This window comes from Ensifer sp. R-19 (assembly GCF_049905105.1).
Lineage (GTDB): Bacteria > Pseudomonadota > Alphaproteobacteria > Rhizobiales > Rhizobiaceae > Ensifer.
On record NZ_CP184570.1, the window covers coordinates 147454 to 168044 of the forward strand.

The following is a 20591-nucleotide window of genomic DNA, read 5'->3' on the forward strand; positions in this document are numbered from 1 at the left end:
CTTAGCGTCTTGCCGTCTTGCGCTCGACCATCGCGACGGGCACGACCTGGAGACGGGTTTCGGCATCGTCGGAATCAAGCGCGGCCAGCACGTGATCGGTCAGCGCGGTAAAGGATTGCGCGACGGTGGTGAGCTCGTAGCTCTTCCAACTCGCCTGCGGAATATCGTCGAAGCCAACGACGGAAAGGTCGGCAGGGATGCGGCGATGCATCTCGGTACGCGCCGCATCTAGAAAGCCGAGGGCGAGCAGATCGGTGACGCAGAATGCGCCGTCAATGGCCTCATCTTTCAGCACCTCACAACCGGCCTGATAGCCACTCTCGTAGCTGGTCGGGCCGCCCGACCAGGCAACGACTTCAACGCCTGCCGTAGCCATCTTCTGCTTGAAAGCCGTTGCCCGACGAACCTGCGCCGGTGTCTGACTGCCGCTTGAAATGACCGCGACCTTCTTGCACTGCGCCTCAATCAACCGAACGGCCGCGAGATCGGCGCCACGGGAATCGTCGCTCAAGACCATGCTCGTATCGGTGCGTTCGAGTTTCTGGTTGATGAGGATCAACCTAACGCCGTTCGCGATGCACTGGTCGACGATCGATTCCGGCGGCTCTCCGGAAAGAACCACGATGGCCTGCGCGCGGAACTCGAAGAGCAGTTCGATCAGCGGCGCGATATCCTTGCGGGCATCCGCGGCATTGAGTAGCAGGCACTGCAAACCCTTTCGCAAGAGGCCGATGCTCAGCAGATCGAGCTGTTTCGAAATGAAGGGTGAGCTGAGGTTGGCGCCGACGACACCGATCAGGTTCGATCGGTCGTTGTTCAAGCCTTGCGCCAGCCGGTTGACACGGTAGCCGAGCTCCCGGGCAGCCTTCAAAACCTTGCGCCTCACGGACTGGGAAACGCTGGCTCCAGGTGTAAAGGTCCGAGAGACCGCCGAGCGCGAGACGCCCGCGCGCTTTGCGACTTCCTCGGCCGTCACGAACCCTCTTGCCATGCCTTCCCCCATTGAATCAGACATTTCCATCAGGGCCATAAAAGCTGCCCCATTCCAACGAAAAAGTGCAAGCACCCGCTTAGGACCGACAGTCCACGGCTCCCGCTCGACAGCCTCTATCCACGGTACTTTTACCTCCGCGCTCGCCATTGATCGTAGCCTCGGAAAGACCCCTCGATAGGCGATTGATCACGTGTTCTAAAATGAATAGCCAACCATCAAAAAAATATCAATTAAAACAGACGGATAAATCATTGCGCACGTGTGCATTTTTTTATTGACAAGATTAAGTCTGCGTTGGATCATGCATTCCACAGCCGGAGAGTTTTTGGAATATTTGTTCCGTCTGTGTTCGCGACAATGGCGGCGCCTTTGAGGAGTTGGAGCTGTCGTTTTGGCAGGGCGTTCGTACCTGTCCGCGAGTGGGGAGGATTGGAGCCGGGCGGGTGCGGTATCTTGTGTCCGTGTGCGGCGCTGCGCGCGCTGCGTAGAGCGAAGCGCGAACTCTGCTTCCCCATCAACATTACTGGAGCGCTGCCCGGCTTCGATCGCCGCGACAGATTGCGCATGTCGAGTTCCGAGGGGAAGAGCATGGCCTTATTGAGTGAAACAGCCAAGGCGTCGACAGTGCCAGATGGCGCGATCGCGCCGACGCCATGGCAGCGCTGGCGCTATCGCGCGAAGGTCGCTTCCCGGGAGCCGACCACATTGATCGGAATCCTGACGGCTCTTCTGTTCACCTATCTGATCGTCGTGCCGATTATTTCGATCGTCTTGGATTCAGTTCGGGTTCAGTTCGGTCACGAGCGGCGGCTCGGCAAGGATTTTGGTGATCTGACGCTCTACTATCTTGATCGTGCGTTCCTTTCACCTGTTTCGGTTGATCTCTTCTGGCGGCCCCTCCTGAACACCCTGTCGGTCGCCCTCGGGGCCATCAGCCTGTCGCTGCTGATCGGGACTGTGCTCGCATGGTTGATCAGCCGAACAGATATGTTTGGGCGCCGCTGGTTCGCGACCGCGCTCATAGTGCCGTACATGCTGCCAGCCTGGACCTTCGCGCTCGCCTGGACGACGCTCTTCAAGAACAGGACGGTTGGCGGCCAACCAGGGTGGTTCGAGGCGATGGGGCTGACGCCGCCCGATTGGGTCGCCTATGGTCGCTTCCCGATCATCGTTATCCTGGCGCTGCACTATACGCCGTTCGTCATCCTGCTGTTTGGCTCGGCTCTTCGCCGTTTCGACTCGCAGCTCGAAGACTCCGCGCGCATCCTGGGAGCCAAGCGTTACCAGGTGGCGATCCAGATCATCCTGCCGCTGATGCGCCCGGCGCTGCTGTCCTCCATGGTGCTGATCTTCGCCAAATGCCTCGGCGAGTTCGGCGTACCCTATGTCCTCGGCCTGCCGGTCAAGTTCGAAGTGCTCTCGACGTCTCTCTTCCGCAGCATCGCCTCCCGTCAGACGGGCGTTGCCGGTGTCGTCGCGGCCTCGATCATGCTGATCGGCATCATGACCCTGATGATCGACGCCCGGCTTGTCCGCGAAGCTAGACGGTTTGTCACCGTCGGCTCGAAGGGCTCGATGAACCGCCAGAGCCGGCTTGGTAAGTATCGTCTGCCGGCGACGGGTTTCGCCGCGCTTATCTTCCTGCTGAGCGTCGGGTTGCCGCTGCTCACCCTGTTCCTGTCCACCATCATGAAGCTGCCGGCACAGTTTACACTCGACAACTTCACGCTCGACTACTGGATCGGCCGTGATCTCAACACTGTGGCGCTGCAGACAGGCATACTCTTGAGCCCGGACCTGTGGGCTGCCGCCAAGAACACGCTCATGATCGTCGGTCTTGCCTCGCTGACCTCCGGCATCCTCGGCCTGTTCGTCGGCTATGTCGTCATCCGCACACCGGTCAAAGCGCTGTCGGTCTATCTGCGCCAGGTGACCTTCCTGCCCTATCTGGTGCCCGGCATCGCCTTCGCCGCCGCCTACCTCTCGCTCTTCGCCGTGCCGCGTGGGCCAATGCCCGCTCTCTACGGCACGGTCACGATCCTGATCCTGGCGCTGATTGCCGACCAGATGCCCTATGCCTCGCGCGCCGGTATTTCCGCCATGACCCAACTCGGCAAGGATCCCGAAGAGGCCGCCCAGATCGCCGGCGCCGGCTGGTTCCGACGGATGATCTCGATCGTCATCCCGATCCAGAAGGGGTCGCTCGTCACTGGCGTGCTGTTGCCGTTCATCTCCGGCATCAAGGGGCTGAGCCTCTTCGTCATCCTCGCCGTGCCGAGCACCGATGTGCTGACGACCTACTCGCTCCGGCTCGTCGACTACCACTACACCCAGGCGGCAAACGCGGTCGTGCTGATCATCGCCGCCATCGCCTATCTCGGAACCCTGGCAGCCCAGAAGCTGACCAAGACCAACCTCGCAGAAGGACTCGGAAGCTGATGCCCACCATCAATCTCAGCGGTGCTCAGAAGAACTATGGCGTGAATTCCGCCAATGCCGTTTCGAACCTTGACCTCGAAATCCGCGACGGTGAGTTCATGTGTCTGCTCGGGCCGTCCGGCTGCGGCAAGACCACGACGCTGCGTATGATCGCCGGCCTCGAAAACCTCTCCGATGGAGAAATCCGCATTGGCGAGCGTGTGGTTGACTCGGTCAGGGCAGGTGTGTTCATACCCCCGGAAAAGCGCGAGATGGGGCTTGTTTTCCAGAGCTACGCGCTGTGGCCGCATCTGACCATCGAACGCAATACCGACTTCGGTCTGCGCCTGCGCAAGCTGCCGAAGGAAGAGCGGGAGCAGCGGGTCGAGAAGGTCATGCAAGCGCTCGACATCGCCAAATATCGCGACCGCTACCCCTCGCAACTTTCCGGCGGCCAGCAGCAGCGTGTGGCGCTTGCCCGGATGCTCGCGGTCAATCCGGGCGTGCTTCTGCTCGACGAGCCGCTCTCCAACCTCGATGCGCGGCTGCGTCTCGAAATGCGGGCGGAGCTCAAGCGCATCCACAAGGAATTCAAGACGACGATCGTCTTCGTGACACACGACCAATGGGAAGCGATGACGCTGGCGACGACGATTGCCGTCATGAACGAAGGCACGTTGCAGCAGATGGGCACGCCGAACGATATCTACGACCGCCCCGCCAATCGCTTCGTTGCAGAATTCGTCGGCAGCCCGCCGATCAATATCCTGACCTTCGGATCGTCCGCATCGGCGATGTCGCGGGCCGCCGCAGCCTATCTCGGCGAGCGCTATCCGTCGTCGCGCGGCGTCGGTTCGGTCGGCATCCGGCCGGAAGCGATCGGCTACGCGACAAAGGGCGGGGATGTTCCGGCCGGAAGCTTCACAGGTGAGATGACGGTGACTGGGGTCTTGCCGACCGGCGGCAGCTGGATCCTTGAACTGAGGAACGACAACGACACGCTGTTCCTGACAACCAACGCGCTCCCGCGCGTCGAGACCGGATCCAGGGTCGATTTTTTTGCGCCATCCGATGCGCTGCACGTCTTCGACAAAGACGGCCAGCGCATCGCCGAAGCGGACGCGCTTCTGCGTGCGCGCACGCTGAACTAAGGCGCCACAGCGATAAACAGAAACACGCTCTGAGGGAGGAACAGACGATGCAATTTCGGAAGACTGACAGGACAAGACGGGCAATCAGACGCGCGTTGCTGGCATCGGCCATCGCCACACTGGGTGGCCCGGCGCTGGCGGAGGAGCCGTTCGATCTCAACGCGCTGATCGAGGCTGCGCGCAAGGAGCCGCCGATCACGGTCTACGACAGCACCGGCAAGATCGTCGAAATGGCCAAGGCCTTTGCCGAGAAATACGGTGTGGGCGCCGAGGGTTCCAAGGTCAAGGCGACAGCACAGCTCGAGATGATCATTCGCGAAGCCCGGGCCAACAATATCCAGGGCGATGTCTCGATCATCAGCGACGCGCCGGCCGCGATGGCGCAGCTCATACCGCAGGGCTTTGCCGAGAGCTGGCTGCCGCCGGACCTCGCATCGAAGATTTCCGCGCAATACCACGACCCGCTCACCGTGGTCACCAGCGCCAATGTCTGGGCCTACAACACCGAACTCTTCGACAAGTGTCCGGTCACGAACATCTGGCAGCTGACCGGACCGGAGTGGAAGGGTAAAGTCGCGATGCAGGACCCGCTCGGCAAGGCGTCCTATGTCGACTGGTTCAACCAGATGGCCAAGCACGGCGACGACAAGGTTGCCGCCGCCTATAAGGAGCTCCATGGCAAGGACCTTCAAACCGACGACGGCAGTGCAACCGCCGCCTGGGTGAAGGCGCTTGCCGCCAATGCTCCGCTCCTGACCGATGCCGATGCGGCGGCTGCCGATGCCGTCGGGGCGCCCGGTCAATCGCAGCCGTTCATGGGACTGATGAGTTCGGCAAAGTTTCGTGACAATGCCGAGAAGGGCATGAAGCTCGGGCTTTGCAAGGACCTGAAGCCGTGGCTCGGCTGGATGTATCCGGGTGTCGGGCTGATCACAAAGGGCACCAACAGCCCGAACGCCTCGAAGCTCTTCATCCACTATGTGATGACCGCCGATGGCATCGCCCCGCAGGCCGAAGACGGGAAGATGTCGACGAACAAGGATGTCTCGCTGCCTGCCGACGAACCGTCCGGCATCGGCGCCGTCCTCGACCAGGTCATGCCTTATGAGATGTCGACCAGCCTCGACGACTGGGACGCACGCGAAACCTGGCAGGACCTCTGGCGCATTAACTACCAGAAGTGAAGCGAGATCCGAGGATAATTTTATGAGCACTCAAATCATGGAGTCCCGTCGGCTCGGAGCGGTTGTGTCCGTCACCGCCTTGGGTATGGCGGCCGTTATATCCTTCGCTTCCGCAGCCAAGGGCGAGGAAATCTTCGATATTGAAGCGACGATCGCGGCGGCAAAGAAAGAACCGCCGATCACTGTCTATGCCGTGACCGGCAAAATCGTCGATACTGTCAAAGACTTCACCGAAAAATACGGAATTGAAGCAAATGGCAAGAAGGTGAATGAGGCGACGCAGGTCGAACTCATGATCCGCGAGCATCAGGCGGGCAACGCCGTCGGCGATGTCAGCCTCGCCATGGATGTTGCTTCCGCCGTTGGGCAGATTCTTCCCGAGGGCATCGCCACCAGCTGGACGCCGCCCGATCTTGCGGGTGACATTGCCGAGACGTCGCGCAACCCGTTGGTGGTCGTCTCCGATCCGCACGTATGGACCTACAACACGGAGAAGTACGAGAAATGCCCCATTACCAACATCTGGCAGCTGACCGAGCCGGAATGGAAGGGGAAGGTCGCGATGCTCGATCTGTTCGACAAGCCGCTCTATGCGGATTGGTTCAATCAGATCGCTGCTCATCGCGACAACGACGTCGCGCGCGCCTATGAGGCGCACTACGGCAAGACGCTCGATACGCAAGGCGAGAGCGCAACGGTCGCTTGGGTCAAGGCATTCGCCTCAAATGGCCCGCTGCTCGCCGATTCATCAACCGTGGCCGAGGCCGCAGGTGCGCCCGGTCAGGCAGAGCCGTTCTTTGCGATTACCTCGACTGCAAAGTACCGGGAGAATGTCACCAAGGGACTGAAGCTCGGTATTTGTGCCGGGGTCGAGCCGTTCACGGGCTTCCTTTATCCCGGCCTTGGCTTGATCGCCGCCCAGACGAAGAGCCCGAACGCGGCGAAGCTTTTTGTTCGGTATCTCATGACCGCCGAGGGGATCGCGCCGCAGACCGTTGACGGAAAGGTCTCCGGCAACAGGACGATTGCCCTGCCTGCGGACGAGCCTTCCGGCGTCTCCAAACACCTCGGTGAACTGATGGTCTTTGATGCTGCGACGGCCGATGACGATCTCCAAAAGCGCGAAACCTGGCAAGACCTCTGGCGGATCAACTACCAGAAATAGCTTCGTGAATTTGAAACGGTCTCCTTGGGAGGGGAAACCATGAAAAAAGGCAACAGCAAGTTTCTTGTAATGGGGGTGGCGTTTGCCGCCCTTGCGACCGCTGTCGCAGTTGAGGCGCGCGCCGAAGAAGCCTTCGATCTCGAAGCGTTGGTCGAGGCTGCGAAGAAGGAAAAACCGATCAACGTCTATGACAGTACAGGCAAGATCGTCGAAATGGCCGAGGCCTTCACTGCCAAATACGGGGTCAAGGCAACGGGCGTGAAAGTGTCGGCAAACAGCCAGCTGGAGATGATCATCCGGGAGGCGCAGGCCGGCAATGTCCAGGGCGATGTCGCGCTGATCACCGATGCACCCGGCGCGCTGGCGCAGCTTCTGCCGCAGGGCTTTGTCGAAAGCTATCTGCCCGGTGATATGAAGGAAAAAATACCGGCGGCCTTCCAGAACCCTCTGGCAATTTCGACCAATGCCAATGTCTGGGCCTATAACACCGAGGTCTATGACAAATGCCCCATCAGCAACATCTGGGAACTGACGGAGGCGAAATGGAAAGGCAAGATCGCGCTCGTCGATCCCCTGACCAAGAGTACCTATACCGACTGGTTCAACCAGTTGGAGAGACACGCCGACGCCAAGGTCGCGGAGGCCTACAAGGTCCACTTTGGCAGGGACTTGGAGACGGGTGAAAAGAGCGCCGCGGCGGCATGGATCAAGGCGCTCGCCCAGAACGGACCGCTCGTCACGGAAGGCGACGACCCGGTGGCTGAAGCGGTTGGCGCCGCCGGCCAGAAGGAGCCTTTCTTCGGGCTCCTGAGTTCGGCCAAGTTCCGCGACAATGAAGGCAAGGGCTATAAGCTCGGGCTGTGTACGGAACTCCGGCCATGGGTCGGTTGGACCTACACCAAGCTCGGCCTGGTCGCGGCAAAGACCGCGAGCCCGAACGCCGCAAGGCTCTTCATCCATTACGTGCTCACGGAAGAGGGGATCGCGCCGCAGATGAAGGACGGCAAGCTGCCGACCAACTCCGATATCAAGATGCCGGCGGACGAGCCGTCGGGGATCATGGAAGTGGCGGACCGCCTGTTCCCCTACGATGCCGCAACGGGTCTTGAGGATTTCGACCGGCGCGAGGAATGGCAGGACTTCTGGCGAGTTAACTACGGCAAATAGAAACTTGGGCTCGGCGCGGCCTCACGAATGCGGGTCGCGCCGGCCGTTTCTGAATGAACGGAAAAAGAGCATGGACAACGCCTATCCGCAGGCAAGCCAGAGCCGATCGGACGATGCGGGCCGATTTGGCCGCTCGCGTCATCTGATGAAGATTGCCGAGGGCGCTGCCCGCGCCGTCGGACCGTCGCTGATTGCCGCCTTTCGGGCCGAAATGGCGGTCGATTACAAGCGCGACCTGCACGATATCGTGACGATACATGACAGGAATGCCGAGGCGTTGATCCGCGACGTCATCTTCGCGAACGAACCGAACTCCACCATGCTTGGCGAGGAAGGGGGCCAGATCGGCAAGGGTGACATCCAGTGGTATGTCGACCCGATCGACGGAACGGCCAATTTCGCCAGAGGGCTTGCTTTCTGGTGCGTGTCGATCGCCGCGGTCGAAGCCGGGGCCGTCGTGGCAGGGGTCGTCTACGACCCGGTCGCCGACATGCTCTTCGCGAGTGATCTCGAGCGCTCCTATTTGAATGGGCACGTCATCGTCTCAAAGTCGGTCAGCGATGAAAACCGTGCGACCTTGATCACAGGATATCCCGTTTCCAGGGACTTTCGCCTCGATGGGCAGGATGTCGCGCTTCGCCGCTTCGGCGATCTGGTCGAGACCTTCTCAACGTTGCGAAGGCCCGGTAGCGCCGCGCTCAGCATCGCGCATGTGGCCGCGGGCTTCGCCGATGCCGCCGCCGGCTTCGGTGTCAATGCATGGGACGTGGCGGCCGCCACGCTGATCCTGAAGAACGCCGGCGGCCGCTATGTGCCTCTGACCCTCGGCAAGGTGCCGGCCGGTTCCCCCGATTATCTGTGCCCGGGTTACATAGCATACGGCGCCGGCGCGGATTATCCGACCTTGAACCGTGTCGCCATGGCCATTTCGGATGGCCGTGTTGCTAAAGTCCTCGCACCATGACTGCCTATGAGGAAATCATGCAAATTAGCGCGACCGACACCCCAACAACCGAAAAGACCAGCAGCGTGTTGCCAAAGCTCAGCCTCATATACGCCAAGCATCCGGCCTATGGGGTCGACATCTTCATCGCGGGCAAGGAGGGGGCGAGCGATCTCGATCTCCTGCGCAGCAATGGCATTACCGCCGTCGTCAACTGCGCGGTCAACCTGGATTTCAATTTCGTCCGCCAACCGCAACTCGTCTCGGATCATCGCAACAGTGTCCATGGTCCAGGTGAGATCCGTTACTACAAGGTCGGGCTGATCGACGGGGACGGGAATCCGGATACCCAGATGTTGGCAGCGTACTATATCCTACGCGCTGCGCTGGAGCAGATCCTGCCGGAAAAGCCGTCCTACCCAAGGCGCGAGCGCGGTGGGGTTCTCGTCAATTGCCGCGGCGGCCGTTCGCGGTCCGTAGCCGTCGTGTCGCTGTTTCTGCATCTTACACTACCTGAGCAGTTCCCAACCCTGGAGGCCGCGATCGACTTCGTTCGTGATAGGCGCAACCTTCCTGAAGAGGAATGGTACAAGGCACCAAAGCCCGTGTTGACGGAAGCGGCGCGGCGCGCGGCCGGATGGGCACGCGCAATTGGTTGCTGATACACCAAGGACGATGGCCTCGACACTCGCGCGAGGCCCGGGAGCAAGCTGACAAATCGGGGCCTGCGAAGTGGCGTGTGTGCAAATGAAAGTAGAGCACTCTGCGGGACGCGGCGGCCCCGCAGAGTGCCGTTACGACCGAGGCGTCACTTGAACGCCGACGACGACTGCGATCAGCGTGTCGCCGCCAAGATCGGCAACGCCGACAGTTGCGCGGGTGGGCAGCTCCTCGGGAGCCATCCGGGCCTTCCATTTGGCATCCATTTCCGGCTTGCCGAGATCAAATGCCGATTTGTTGGTGCGCTCGCGGCGATTCAATGCGTATAAGTGACGCAAACTTGTGCCCCGTTTAACGGCCCCCGGCACATTCTCGTTAAATGGGCGGGGCGCGGTGAACGGGACGAACGCGGATTCAGTCCTTGAAGCCGATCGCTCGCTTGACGCCTGATTTAAGCAGGTATTCGGCTCGGGAAATCGGGAATCGCTCGATGAATATCTCGGAGTAGTCGTAGTGTGTCGCGCCAAAGCGCTCCTTGAAATGTGAAAGTGAGGCCGAATTGCCGCTCTCGCCAAGGTGATAGAAACGGCAGCCCGCCCTGCACGCATCTTCGATGGAGAGCTTTTGAAGGAGATCGTTGGCGCGCGACGTACCCAATGCAACCCGGTCGATTGCGCCGCGTGCGTCGTTCACATTCTTCCCCATCAAGACCAGGGACGCTGCAACGGGTTGTCCGTTCACCCAGGCTGCCCACACCTTGCAGGATGCTCCGAGCGCCTCCTGAATCCGATAGAGCTTTTTGATGGGATCCCGTCTCCCAAAGCGAAACTTCGCCAGCCAGTGCGGTTCGTTGTGCTGTTCGGCCCATCTCTTGACGGACGTCTCAAGCAAGCTGTGGAGCAACGGGATTAACTCGCCGCTGCTGCTGCTCTTAACGACAACGGCCTCCCTCTCGGCCTTGCGGATACTGACCCTTGTCGCCTTGGTGAAGAGCTTGCTGTAGACGTGATCGAAACCATCCTTGAGATCGATAACGTGCGCGCGTCGCGGTTTCGTCATCAGACCTAGGCCGGCCGCCGCTTCGGACCATCGTTTTCCCTGTAATGGGTTGGGCCTGATCCGAATGCTGAGGAAACGCAAAGCCATGAGATCCTTCAGGACTTCCCTGAGGTGGCGGTTGGTCGTGTTCTCGCAGCAGACAGCCCCGCCCATACCGCAACCATCGGGATACGACCCCGCAACAAGGTCCACGGGACCAATGGCCGTCACGGTCACGAGCGGAACTAGGATCTGGCACCCGTCTTCGAACTGGTAGTAGCGGCTGATGTCCCTGAGCCTGCCCTCAGCGCAGATTGCATTGTTCCACTCTGGCGATTGATAAGGCATCGCCTCGGGGTCATGGTTCATCAATTGCCTCCACGCGTCACGCGGTGCGGGGCTTGTGACGCGATAGCAAATCGTGGGTGCGATCCGGTTGTCGTAAGTGTGTTGCATTGGCCCAATACGCAAGAAGAGTGGACACGCAAGAACAAGAAAATCATTTTATGCAAATAAATCGCGTGGAATCCGACACTTAAGCGTCGGTCCGCGAAGAAGCTAAAACCCATAATTCACTTCGGCCGTACAAACTTCCGCATGATATATATTACGTATGTTTTAATTTAAGGAAAGAGGGCGCAGACTACATTCGCGCGCCCCCCGGCACGGAGTAGACCCACAACTAGTTTACGACCAGGAACGGCCCCAAGTTTTGGCAGCCAGGATTTAGCGCTTCGCATGCCCTCTCTCGATGCCCGCTACCTGGACGCGAGTAGCAAGGATGGGGGGCATCGGTGACTTGACTGCTAGGCAGCGAAAATAGAGGATTGAATAGAGACGCTGAGAGCGTCGGTGGTGGCGCAGAGACAGCAAAGTATTGGTTTCGTTCGCAACTCATTTGCGCGTTCTGGTTGGCTAATTGCCGCGACAACTTTCGCCGAGACCAAATGTCATGGGGGAAACGGGTTGAAAACGATCTTGGTTACCGGGGGGGCAGGGTTCATCGGTGCGCATCTGGCGCGGCGATTGCTGGAAACTGGCCGCGAGGTTGTGGTGCTGGATGACCTCAGTTCAGGAAAGCGTGACAATGTGCCGAAGGCAGCCACGTTTATTAACGGTTCTATTCTGGATAAAGAGGTCGTTCGCGGTGCGCTTTCCGGTGTCGATGCCTGCATTCATCTGGCCGCTGTCGCTTCCGTCGAAAAATGCAATCGAGAGCTGACGCATTCTCACGCAATCAACATCACCGGGTTCCTAAATCTGGTTGAGGAAATTGCGAAGTCTGGCACCAAGCGAACAGTAGTCTACGCCTCCTCAGCCGCCGTTTACGGCGCGAGCCAGAACCTGCCGCTCTCGGAGGAAGGCAAGTGCGTTCCGCTTTCGCCCTACGGCGCCGACAAGCTTTCGTGCGAATTGCACGCCCGAGCCGCCTACGAAGTCTATGGTCTCTCGACGACGGGCCTTCGCTTCTTCAACGTCTTTGGACCGGGCCAGGATCCGCAGTCACCCTATTCCGGTGTGATCACCAAATTTGCGCAGCGGCTGGGAAACAACGAGGACATCGTGATCTACGGCGATGGCAAGCAGACCCGTGATTTCGTTTACGTCGCCGATGTCGTCGAGGCGCTTATCCGATCAGCGGAGCGGATTCCGGACGGTGCTCGGATCTTAAATGTTTGCAGCGGTGTCGAGACATCGATCAATGAGCTCGCGCGGATCATGATCGAAGAAACCAAGTCTCAATGCGCAATCAGTTACGTGGACGGACTGCTCGGCGAAGTCAGGCGTTCTCAAGGGTGCACCCAAGCGCTCCAGGCAGAGCTCGACCAACGATGCCGTACGGATCTTCGCACTGGACTGGCACAGTTGCTTACGCAAGGGCGGCAATAGCCTGAAAGGCCTTGTTGCGGCCCCCACGCATGACCACACCAATGTGCGCTCCGATGCGACACACCTTTCTGATGTTGGTTGAGCTCCGCTCAATGGTACCGATTGTCGCGGGCGCTGCCGTCCGCAGTCGCGGGCAGTAAGCGAAATACTTTCGCATTGGTCGATGCCCGCACCAGCTTAAAGCGAGGCGAGGTCAGCAGGTCCCGTTCGATGTGGTCGAAGTCGCCCGGCCGCAACTGCCCGTTGGCTTCGAGAGAAGCTTTCTGGCTGCGCGTGAGAATCACGTAGGCGTCACGCCATTGGGGACTATCCATCCACCGCAAAAAGACACCTGATGGGTCGGCGGCAATTTCTTCTCGCGCTGACTTCGCTTCCAACGAAATCGCCAAATAGTAGAAATTCTCGTAGTTCATGAACTGCGACGGGTAACTACGCGAACCTTCGATGAGGAGTGTGCCCTCCGGAGCTGTGCGATAGAGCCATTCGGCCACGGCGACCTCATCTTGCGCAAAGCGGTATTCGCGGTCCTTGCCATTGTTTGCGAATAGGAAACCGATGGTCGAAAAAAGAAGCACGATAGCAAGCGGCAGGAAGACATAGGCCGGCTTTCCCGCCCGCGTCGATGGAAAGAACGCGGCGGCAGCGAAGAAGGCAAGGAAGGGCGACGCAAAGAGGTAAACGCGAAATATCGACTCTCCGCCATACGCAACCGCTATCAGCGGCATTGGTGAGAGCAAGAGTGCGGCGGCGGTGAGGTCCCAGTGGCCATTTAAGAGCCGACGCAAACCGCCGAGGAGCGCAAGGACTATGACGCCTGCCGAAAGCGCGCGCCCGAACAAAACCACCCATGCACGTTCGGCACTCACGTCGGCCACATTCGCGAGCTTGCTGGTGGCTTCTGACAGCGTACCCATGCTGGCCAGTTCGCTCAAAATTTGCTCGTAGACAAAGGGGGCCGCTGGCCAGAGAAGCCATCCAATTTCAGCGACGATAGCAAACACCAGATAGGCGGGCGAAAGCCATCCGAGGAGGGTCAGCGATACCGCCGCGAGGATGATCATGAGAGGCGTCAGCTGATGCGTGACCACGACCACGCAAATGAGCACCATCGCCAGCAACGCGGAGAAGGTACGCACAAAGCGGCTGCCCGTCCAGGAAGGTAGCCCGATGGGGCGTGAGACAGGGCCGAACACATACAGAAAACCAGGTCGTCGCGCCGCCCAAGTCGTTTCGCGTTTGCGCAAGGGGCCAAGAAATAGGCCTATGAGAATGAGGTAACAAAGAAATGTAACGCCTTGCGGCGAAAAATAGTCCTGGCCGACCCAGTTGGCGACTACGAATAGCCAACAGGCCGTCAGTTGTAGGCGGCGATCTGCGGACAGGCGTTTGGCAATTCCCAGAAACGCCCCGACAAGCCCGAGCGTGAGGACCGGCGGGGTGAAGCTTACGATTGGTGCGAGATCGACCGATCTCAAGCCGAAGCGGTCGGCCAACCAAGCCGTCGCCGCGAACAGCCCGGGCCAATTGTGATAGGCCGCGAGGAAAGATGCATTTCGGTCAACGGCTCCATAACGTTGGATGTAGTCGACGACGCCGAGGTGCTTCCAGGCCCAGGAATAGCGCAATGTTCCGTAAACGATCGGCGGGGTCGCGTGAAGGACGATGACGAGCGCGATCAGATAGAAGACGGGTAAGGGGCCAGCGGTACGCCCAGCACATACCAGCCAGGCAAAACCTGCTGCTAGCAACGCCAGTGACAGAAAGAAGCTCCTGGGCAAAACCGAAACCAAGCCGACGTCGGTCATCCGATCGGGCTCGATCGCAGGCAACGATATCGCCCAAAGGAGGAGCGTCGCAAAGAGTATAGCGGCCAGGGCTACGCCATATCGCTTGGAGACTGTGTCAGCGCCTGTGTTCAATGGCATGTCTTCGACGCGGGCAAGAACGGTCATTACCTGTTACCCCCTCTTCGTGGAGCCGGCAGGAATGGGGTAGGACGACGTCGCGCTTGTCTTGCGCTTTTGTCTGCGGAGGCAGCCGATCGCAAGTATGTGCGGTGCCGCGTTCACCTTACCGCCATACCAGGCCAGGACGAGGTCGATGTTGACCGCTAGCCATAGCGCCTTATCAGCAAAACAAGACGATTTGGTCAAATTGGTCGCAATGTGGTGCCACCACGCCAACCCGCAAAGCGCGCGCAACACGGCGGGGTCCGTAAGTGCACCGTAGCTCTCCTCAAGTGTGGCACGCATTGGTGCCATGGCCTTCACCTCCTCGGGTGACAATTGCGGCACTTCCAAAAAGCGGCGTACAACGAAACCCAGGTCTTCGCCGCTGCGCAATGCGCGCGCGGTCAGCAACAGGAAGATGACATCAAGGCCGGGCGGGGTATCCTGGGTGGCCGTCTCCCAGTCAATAATTGCACTCAGGCGGACATCAGCTTCATCTGGGCCGGACGTGAAAAGCAAGTTTCCGGGGGCGAAATCCCCATGGCCGAGACTGAGAGACAACGAACGACCGCTCCAGAACTCGCGTTGCTGCGCCTGAAAGACAGCAAGTGCCTCTGCGCGCGACGCCGGGCCGAGCAAATGCGATTGCGATGCGCATACAATATCGGATCCATAATAGAGCCAGCTTTCCAGCCAATCCTGGTTGATTACCCCTTTTGTTCCTGTGCGCGAGTGCATTATGTGGATGGCGTCTATCGCCTGGGTGAGTGCGGAAAGGTACTGTTCAGACTTGGCAAAAACCGAACGACCGTCGGCACCCGGCAACGCGCGCTCCGCGAGCTTCGCTCCTGATGGGTCAACAGAACTCGCGATAATCGTTGAAACCGCAAAATCAAGGTGTCGGAACGCGGGATTGGTGGCGAGCTCACGGCTGCGTTCGATGTGGCGGGTAACTGCTCGGTGCCCTTCTGGCGAGGTCGATGCCTTGAAGACGAGGAGTTCGTTCGCAGCGTCATCCGTCCGGAACATGCCTGTTCGTACGTCGCTTTCACGGTAAAATTCCCGCACGGACTGCACAGCTGGCATGGCAAGCCCGGTGGCGGCACAGAAGCTCGCAATTGACGCCTCGAGTGGCGGCGCTGAATGCCGCCGCGGTGCGACATTGCTCCAGATCCGCGCCAGCGACGATAACAAACGCAATGTAAGATCGATCCGACCGGACGGTCCGAGACGGCGCGACAGGTCGCCTAACAGGCCGACCGCCGTTAAGCTGTGGGCGATCAGCCACGCGGCCGCCATCCCTAGAGCGCCATAGGCTGCGACAAGCGGAGTGCCAAGACCAAGCACTACGACTAACGTTACGACTTGTGCCAGTGCAACGACTTGTGTCCGACCCGTCGCACGGTGGACGGCGAGAACGAGCGTGACGAGGCTCCAAGGCAGGCAGGATATAGCGAGTAGGCGCAGCAGCGTCGAATTTGTAAACGAGACATCGATACCGAGCACCGTCAACAGAAGTGGCGCGCCTATGATCAACACCAACACAACAGCTGCCAATGGCGCGATCGTGTAGAGCAAGGCATCTACGGCGAGCCGATGCAATTTCGACTTATCGAACGCGATTTCTGCCAAGAGGGAGACGCCCATCGAACGGCTGATCAAATAGACCCCGTAGACGATTTCCCAGCTGATATAATAGACAGCCAGATTGGCCGAGCCGCCATAATGCAGGACGACGAGAGGCGCGATGCCCATTGCCGTCATTGAGGCGAGCGTACCCAGATAGTCCCACCCAAAATATCGAGTGAGCGCTCTGCGGTCAGCTCTCTGGGACTCGCCGTTGATGCGGTGTTTCGGAAGAAAACGGATAAAAATCAGCCAATTAATGCCGGCCAACAAGAGTGGCAGCGGCAAGATCCACGCCGCATAGAGGCCAGCACCGAGAATGGAGGAGCCTGCAAATAGTGTAAGCAACAAAAGCTTGGCAACGGCGAATATGGCGTTTTCAATAGGCACGACCGTCGCGCGCCGCAAACCCGCTAACACGCTATCCTGTAGGGCAAAGAGGGTCCAGGCGACCGTTGCGACCACGAAGGCTGCGGCTGAGATGGGCTGCTCTCGCAGGAAACCCAATTCGGGTGTGATACGGGAGATGAAAATGATGGCGAGCGTGGAAAGAAAAGCCGCCGCAATGGCGGCTAATGCATAGGCCCAAAGCACCAGACGCCGGACGCCCTCCTTCGCGGTCGCAGGTAGATAGCGGTTCAGAAAGTTGCCCATGTTGAGCTGCGAGATGTTTCCAAGCGCCAGCATGGTAGAGATGAGTGCTGCCCCAAGCCCGACTTGTTCGGGGGAGTAAAAGCGGGAAGCCAGGCCCCAGAAGGCGAGTCCGAGCACCGAAGTGAGTCCGGCGCTCGCGATTAGCGCGTAGCCGTTTTTTAGGAGTGACGAGTGGGCAAGCGCAGCCAACGCTGGATAGGCCCCCGAGACTCGGGCCATGAAGTTGACGTGGTCGTGGTTGTTACGCTGCAACATCAGCCGTCGTCCCGCTGCCAGATACGTACGTAGTCGACGAGGTATGCGGAGGGAAATTTCGTAGTCTTCGATGGAGCCCCCGCCCACTCACCGCCAACAGCCAGATTGAGGAGCAGGTACATCTCTTCACTCGATATCGTCGGGACGTCCGCGTGTCGCCAGACCTCCTTGCCGTCGAGGTACCAAATGATCTTGTCCGCGTCCCAGGTCAGACTGTAGACGTGCCAGTTCGCCGTCAAGTCTGATGTCTCGACGTCCTTCCCGACGCTTTTTTTCTCAGAGGCCGCGTCAAGGTAATGATAGTGCATTCGCAACGTGGAGGATGAATCGCCAAGAACCTCCATAATATCGATTTCCGGACGGGATTTGCGTGTCTCAGGCAGAAGCCATATCGCGGCCCAGAGCCCCGTGCCCGCAGGAACTTTTGCCTTGACTTCAACGTGGCCGTAACGGAACCGAACACGCGAGGGACGAGGCAGTTCGTCGTAGTCGCGCCCCGTGGTGACGATGCCGGAAGTGTAGTCGAAAGTCCGGTCTTCGATGCCCTTGGCCTTTTGTCGTCGAGCAGTGAGCCGCAAAAGTCCTTCGGACATAGTGACGTTTTCTGGTCGGTACCATTGCAATTCGGCATTGCCGAGATTGGTACAGCCGTCCTTGTTCCACCAATAACAGGTGGTCCACTTTTCCCGGTCAAGTTCGGGTCCGTCGAAGTTATCTTCAAAGATCAGCCGCCACGAACCTTTGGCAGCGATCGGAACCGCTCCGTCAGCACGCGCCGCCGATGTTGCGAGACAGAGAGACAGGAGTATGGCGGTGAGGGTGATCGATTGCCTAAGATGCATCACGAAACCCCACCACGCGTTTGACTGTACTTCGGGCGAAACTGTCGAGGCTTGCGAGGGGAAGTCGCTCATAGCGGTATTCCGCATAGGGGATGGCGACCGCGCCGAAGCGAGATTTGAATTGGGCGAGCGAAGCGGAATTGCCGGTCTCGCCCATATGATAATGTGTACTGCCGAGCCGGCAGGCATCTTCGATTGCCCGGGCTTGAAGCAGGTATGTGGCGCGGCTTTCGCCCGCGAGCTCCTCATCGATCGCGCCGCGCGTGTAATGGGCTTGGTGATGCATGAGCACTAATATTGCGGCAACGGGCCGGCCGTTGATGCGCGCCACATAGAGCCGAAAAGCCTCGCCGAGATGGCTCGCCATTTCGGCGAACTTTGAACGTGGATCACGGCGCAACCCACGGAAGCGTGCAAGTACTGCAGGTTCATGCTGCTTGCGCGCCCAACGCAACAACGAAAGTTCGAGCAGGCTGTGAAAGTCATCGATCAGTCGAGCGCTGTTACCTGCTTCCACCTCAACGCCACATTTTTGGGCGCGTCGGATGTTGGTTCCAGCATTAGAGCGAAAGCGCGCCCGTACAACCTCAGTCCCTCCGGCCAAGTCAACGACATGCGCCAGACGGGGAATGGTCGCCCAGCCGGGGCGGGCAGCCTCAGCCCAGATATTCGCTAAAAGAGGGTTTGGTCGGATTTTAAGTCCGACATAGGACAACGTCTCAAGATGAGCGAGAACGCAACGCAACTTGTCAGGTGAAATTCCCTCGTCAGAAAGCAGGCCACCGAACCCCCAGGCCGGCGGTGGCGACCAAGCGTAACGCAATGAGGCAACACCCTTGGTAAATAGGGGCAATACCGCTTGGGAACCGTCGGCGAAATGGAAGTACTGCGGGCTGCGTTGGTAGTTGCCGCTGGCGGTGACGGCTTGTGCCCATTGGTGCGATTGGCTGACGAGCGCGGTCGGGTCACTTTGATAGAGGTCAAGCCAAACGGCATCTGAGGCCGGCCCACTTGATTGGATGAGGTGACCAAAGGCGTTGGGGCCGATCGGTTGCGTTGATGCCGTCTCCAAACTCATACAGCCGATCCAGCGCTTCCCTCATGGTCGTTCATCGATGCGTTTCACAAGCATAGGACGAATAAGCAGGAAATGAAATGCCCGAGAATGATCTCTTAGGGGGCGTGCATCTTCACAATTTTGTGCTTTACTAATATAGGACAGCACACTGGCAGGTTATGTTTGGAGCCAGCAAATGCCGCATCGATCGCAAAACCGAATATTAACGGCGAAACAGAAGCTCAAAAAGATGAACTGGTGCGTCACAAGGTTCCTTACCGCTGGCGCCGTCTGGATGTTTGCGGTCTTACCGGCGTCAGCCCAATCGGTGGTACTCGACACGCAGGAAATTTCCTTGCCGTATCTCGCGCGGGCACTTGAGCAGGCTTACCAATTGCCGCTTCTGTTAGACGCCGGCGCTTCGCCGGCCGAACGAAAGGAGGCGCTCGCGACCGAAAAGGCCCGGCTCAAGGGCGTGATCGCCGGCTTTGGCTATTTGGACGCGGAGGTATCCGAGGAGGATCAGAAAGGGCAAATAGTTCTCCACCCCAAGCTTGGTGATATCTACAGGGTGACGTCCGTTGAACTCAAGGGCATTCGTCCATCGGAACTGGACCGTGAGGTCCTCGATCGGCTCGCCGCGATCATTGATGAGTTTGTCGGGCAGCCCGCGACGACATTCGTCGTTGATACGTTCACTCGGCGTATCCTCCAAATCGTCACCGCTCAAGATTTCGCGCACGCACGGCGACGGGCAACGGATTGGGTCCGTAAGGGCGAGGGTGTCGCGACTGCTGTCATTGATCTCGACTTGGGCCCCCGCAACCGTTTCGGTGAGGTTCGATTTAGTGGCGGTCTTCGCATGCAATCCGAACTCCAGCGCCTCGTTCCCTTTCGTTCCGGCGACCGCTACAGCGCCGCAGCTGTCGAACAGCTACGTCACAATATTGAGGCCCTTGGTACTGTGAAGTCTGTAAGGATTGCCATAGGTAAAGACGAAGACGGAATGGTCCCGATCGATGTCAGGATCCGCGAAGCGCCTGCAAATCTCGAGACGCTACGCCATACGAACCCGCTCGACGTTGGAAGTGGCCTCGCCGCGATCGCAGGTCTATTTTTTGTTCAGATGGGCGCACAGACTGGCTTGCCGCGATCCCGGTTGCGCCCACTAATATGGTGCACAGGTGGCTGCCTATTGATATTTGCAGTGTTGGCGGCTCTCCGGCTCGTTAGCTTCTTAGCTTGACACGGCATGCGTTAGGCTGAACGTGTGCTATTGCTCGCCTTTGGGCGTCGGAATAAGGGTTCCGACAATCAGTGGGCCGTTGACTGGCTGGCGTTGACTGGCAGCCTCGCCGAGAACAGCGTCAATCTCTTCCTTAAGCGCCTGGCCTTTGGCGACGAGCGCCGCCTCGGCCTGGATTAAGGTAGCGTTATCCGCGCTCGCGGCTGTTGCGATGGAACGTCGCAATTCCCTCAAGTCCGCAATCAGAGCGTTCCACTCTTCCATGAGCTTCATCCACCGCTTGACTGGGTCCGTTGTCGGTGCCTTGGCGATATGTTCTTCCGACTGCATCAGCCTCGCTTACCTTTGATTG

16 protein-coding genes and 1 pseudogene are annotated in these 20591 nt (G+C 59.1%); 9 read left to right on the plus strand and 8 right to left on the minus strand.

The genetic code is table 11. The features are described from left to right. Window position 1 precedes the first annotated feature (1 nt). Window positions 2–991, minus strand: coding sequence for a LacI family DNA-binding transcriptional regulator (locus ACN9MO_RS20090; protein WP_058327540.1), 990 nt, complete (start codon window positions 989–991; stop codon window positions 2–4). A 591-nt stretch (window positions 992–1582) separates the two neighbouring features. Here ACN9MO_RS20090 and ACN9MO_RS20095 point away from each other — a divergent pair. The 7 genes from ACN9MO_RS20095 (at window position 1583) to ACN9MO_RS20125 (ending at window position 9684) form a co-directional block, all read left to right on the plus strand. Beyond that, window positions 1583–3433 carry an ABC transporter permease gene (locus ACN9MO_RS20095; protein WP_057249317.1) on the plus strand — a complete coding sequence of 617 codons (1851 nt, stop codon included), beginning with the start codon at window positions 1583–1585 and terminating at the stop codon, window positions 3431–3433. Continuing rightward, window positions 3433–4563 carry an ABC transporter ATP-binding protein gene (locus ACN9MO_RS20100; protein ID WP_057249316.1) on the plus strand — a complete coding sequence of 377 codons (1131 nt, stop codon included), beginning with the start codon at window positions 3433–3435 and terminating at the stop codon, window positions 4561–4563. Before ACN9MO_RS20095 ends, ACN9MO_RS20100 begins: the two co-directional genes overlap by 1 nt. Window positions 4564–4610: 47 nt before the next feature. Further along, window positions 4611–5747: an ABC transporter substrate-binding protein gene (locus ACN9MO_RS20105; RefSeq protein WP_113132440.1), complete on the plus strand. Its 1137-nt coding sequence runs from the start codon at window positions 4611–4613 to the stop codon at window positions 5745–5747. An 85-nt stretch (window positions 5748–5832) separates the two neighbouring features. After that, window positions 5833–6912 (plus strand): ABC transporter substrate-binding protein, encoded by a 1080-nt coding sequence (locus tag ACN9MO_RS20110; RefSeq protein ID WP_425988293.1) that lies wholly within the window; start codon window positions 5833–5835, stop codon window positions 6910–6912. 69 nt (window positions 6913–6981) lie between these two features. After that, the gene (locus ACN9MO_RS20115) at window positions 6982–8079 is read left to right on the plus strand and encodes an ABC transporter substrate-binding protein (protein ID WP_113132469.1); all 1098 of its coding nucleotides are present in this window, start codon (window positions 6982–6984) and stop codon (window positions 8077–8079) included. Between the two features lie 70 nt (window positions 8080–8149). Beyond that, entirely contained in the window at window positions 8150–9043 is an 894-nt protein-coding gene (locus ACN9MO_RS20120) for an inositol monophosphatase family protein (RefSeq protein WP_113132442.1), read from the plus strand. Window positions 9044–9060: 17 nt separating this feature from the next. Next, window positions 9061–9684: a dual specificity protein phosphatase family protein gene (locus ACN9MO_RS20125; protein ID WP_057249401.1), complete on the plus strand. Its 624-nt coding sequence runs from the start codon at window positions 9061–9063 to the stop codon at window positions 9682–9684. A 132-nt stretch (window positions 9685–9816) separates the two neighbouring features. On the opposite strand, the pseudogene ACN9MO_RS20130 reads toward ACN9MO_RS20125, so the two are convergent. Both ACN9MO_RS20130 and ACN9MO_RS20135 read right to left on the minus strand, forming a co-directional pair. Beyond that, window positions 9817–9957 (minus strand): annotated as a pseudogene (locus ACN9MO_RS20130) (RidA family protein); the annotation flags it as partial. Between the two features lie 139 nt (window positions 9958–10096). Then, a complete protein-coding gene (locus tag ACN9MO_RS20135; protein WP_057249311.1) occupies window positions 10097–11089 on the minus strand; it encodes a GNAT family N-acetyltransferase in 993 nt (330 codons plus the stop codon). A 597-nt stretch (window positions 11090–11686) separates the two neighbouring features. On the opposite strand from ACN9MO_RS20135, the gene ACN9MO_RS20140 reads away from it, so the two are divergent. Then, window positions 11687–12610, plus strand: a complete 924-nt coding sequence (locus ACN9MO_RS20140; protein ID WP_162733598.1) for an NAD-dependent epimerase/dehydratase family protein — start codon at window positions 11687–11689, stop codon at window positions 12608–12610. 89 nt (window positions 12611–12699) lie between these two features. Here the strand turns inward: ACN9MO_RS20140 and ACN9MO_RS20145 are convergent, their stop codons facing one another. From ACN9MO_RS20145 to ACN9MO_RS20160, 4 genes are read right to left on the minus strand one after another with little or no spacing between them, the layout of a single operon-like run. Next, complete coding sequence (locus ACN9MO_RS20145; RefSeq protein ID WP_113132444.1) at window positions 12700–14562, minus strand: hypothetical protein; 1863 nt, start codon at window positions 14560–14562, stop codon at window positions 12700–12702. A gap of 6 nt (window positions 14563–14568) precedes the next feature. After that, the gene (locus ACN9MO_RS20150) at window positions 14569–17094 is read right to left on the minus strand and encodes a phosphotransferase (protein WP_113132445.1); all 2526 of its coding nucleotides are present in this window, start codon (window positions 17092–17094) and stop codon (window positions 14569–14571) included. Beyond that, window positions 17094–17936: a glycoside hydrolase family 16 protein gene (locus tag ACN9MO_RS20155; RefSeq protein ID WP_162733599.1), complete on the minus strand. Its 843-nt coding sequence runs from the start codon at window positions 17934–17936 to the stop codon at window positions 17094–17096. Before ACN9MO_RS20155 ends, ACN9MO_RS20150 begins: the two co-directional genes overlap by 1 nt. Next, window positions 17926–19014: a GNAT family N-acetyltransferase gene (locus ACN9MO_RS20160; protein WP_113132447.1), complete on the minus strand. Its 1089-nt coding sequence runs from the start codon at window positions 19012–19014 to the stop codon at window positions 17926–17928. The genes ACN9MO_RS20155 and ACN9MO_RS20160 overlap by 11 nt, the downstream gene beginning before the upstream one ends. 175 nt (window positions 19015–19189) lie before the next feature. Between ACN9MO_RS20160 and ACN9MO_RS20165 the strand changes: the two genes are divergently transcribed. Continuing rightward, window positions 19190–20239: a POTRA domain-containing protein gene (locus ACN9MO_RS20165; protein ID WP_113132448.1), complete on the plus strand. Its 1050-nt coding sequence runs from the start codon at window positions 19190–19192 to the stop codon at window positions 20237–20239. Between the two features lie 27 nt (window positions 20240–20266). On the opposite strand, the gene ACN9MO_RS20170 is transcribed toward ACN9MO_RS20165, so the two are convergent. Further along, a complete protein-coding gene (locus ACN9MO_RS20170) occupies window positions 20267–20569 on the minus strand; it encodes a hypothetical protein (protein ID WP_057249303.1) in 303 nt (100 codons plus the stop codon). Window positions 20570–20591 lie beyond the last annotated feature (22 nt).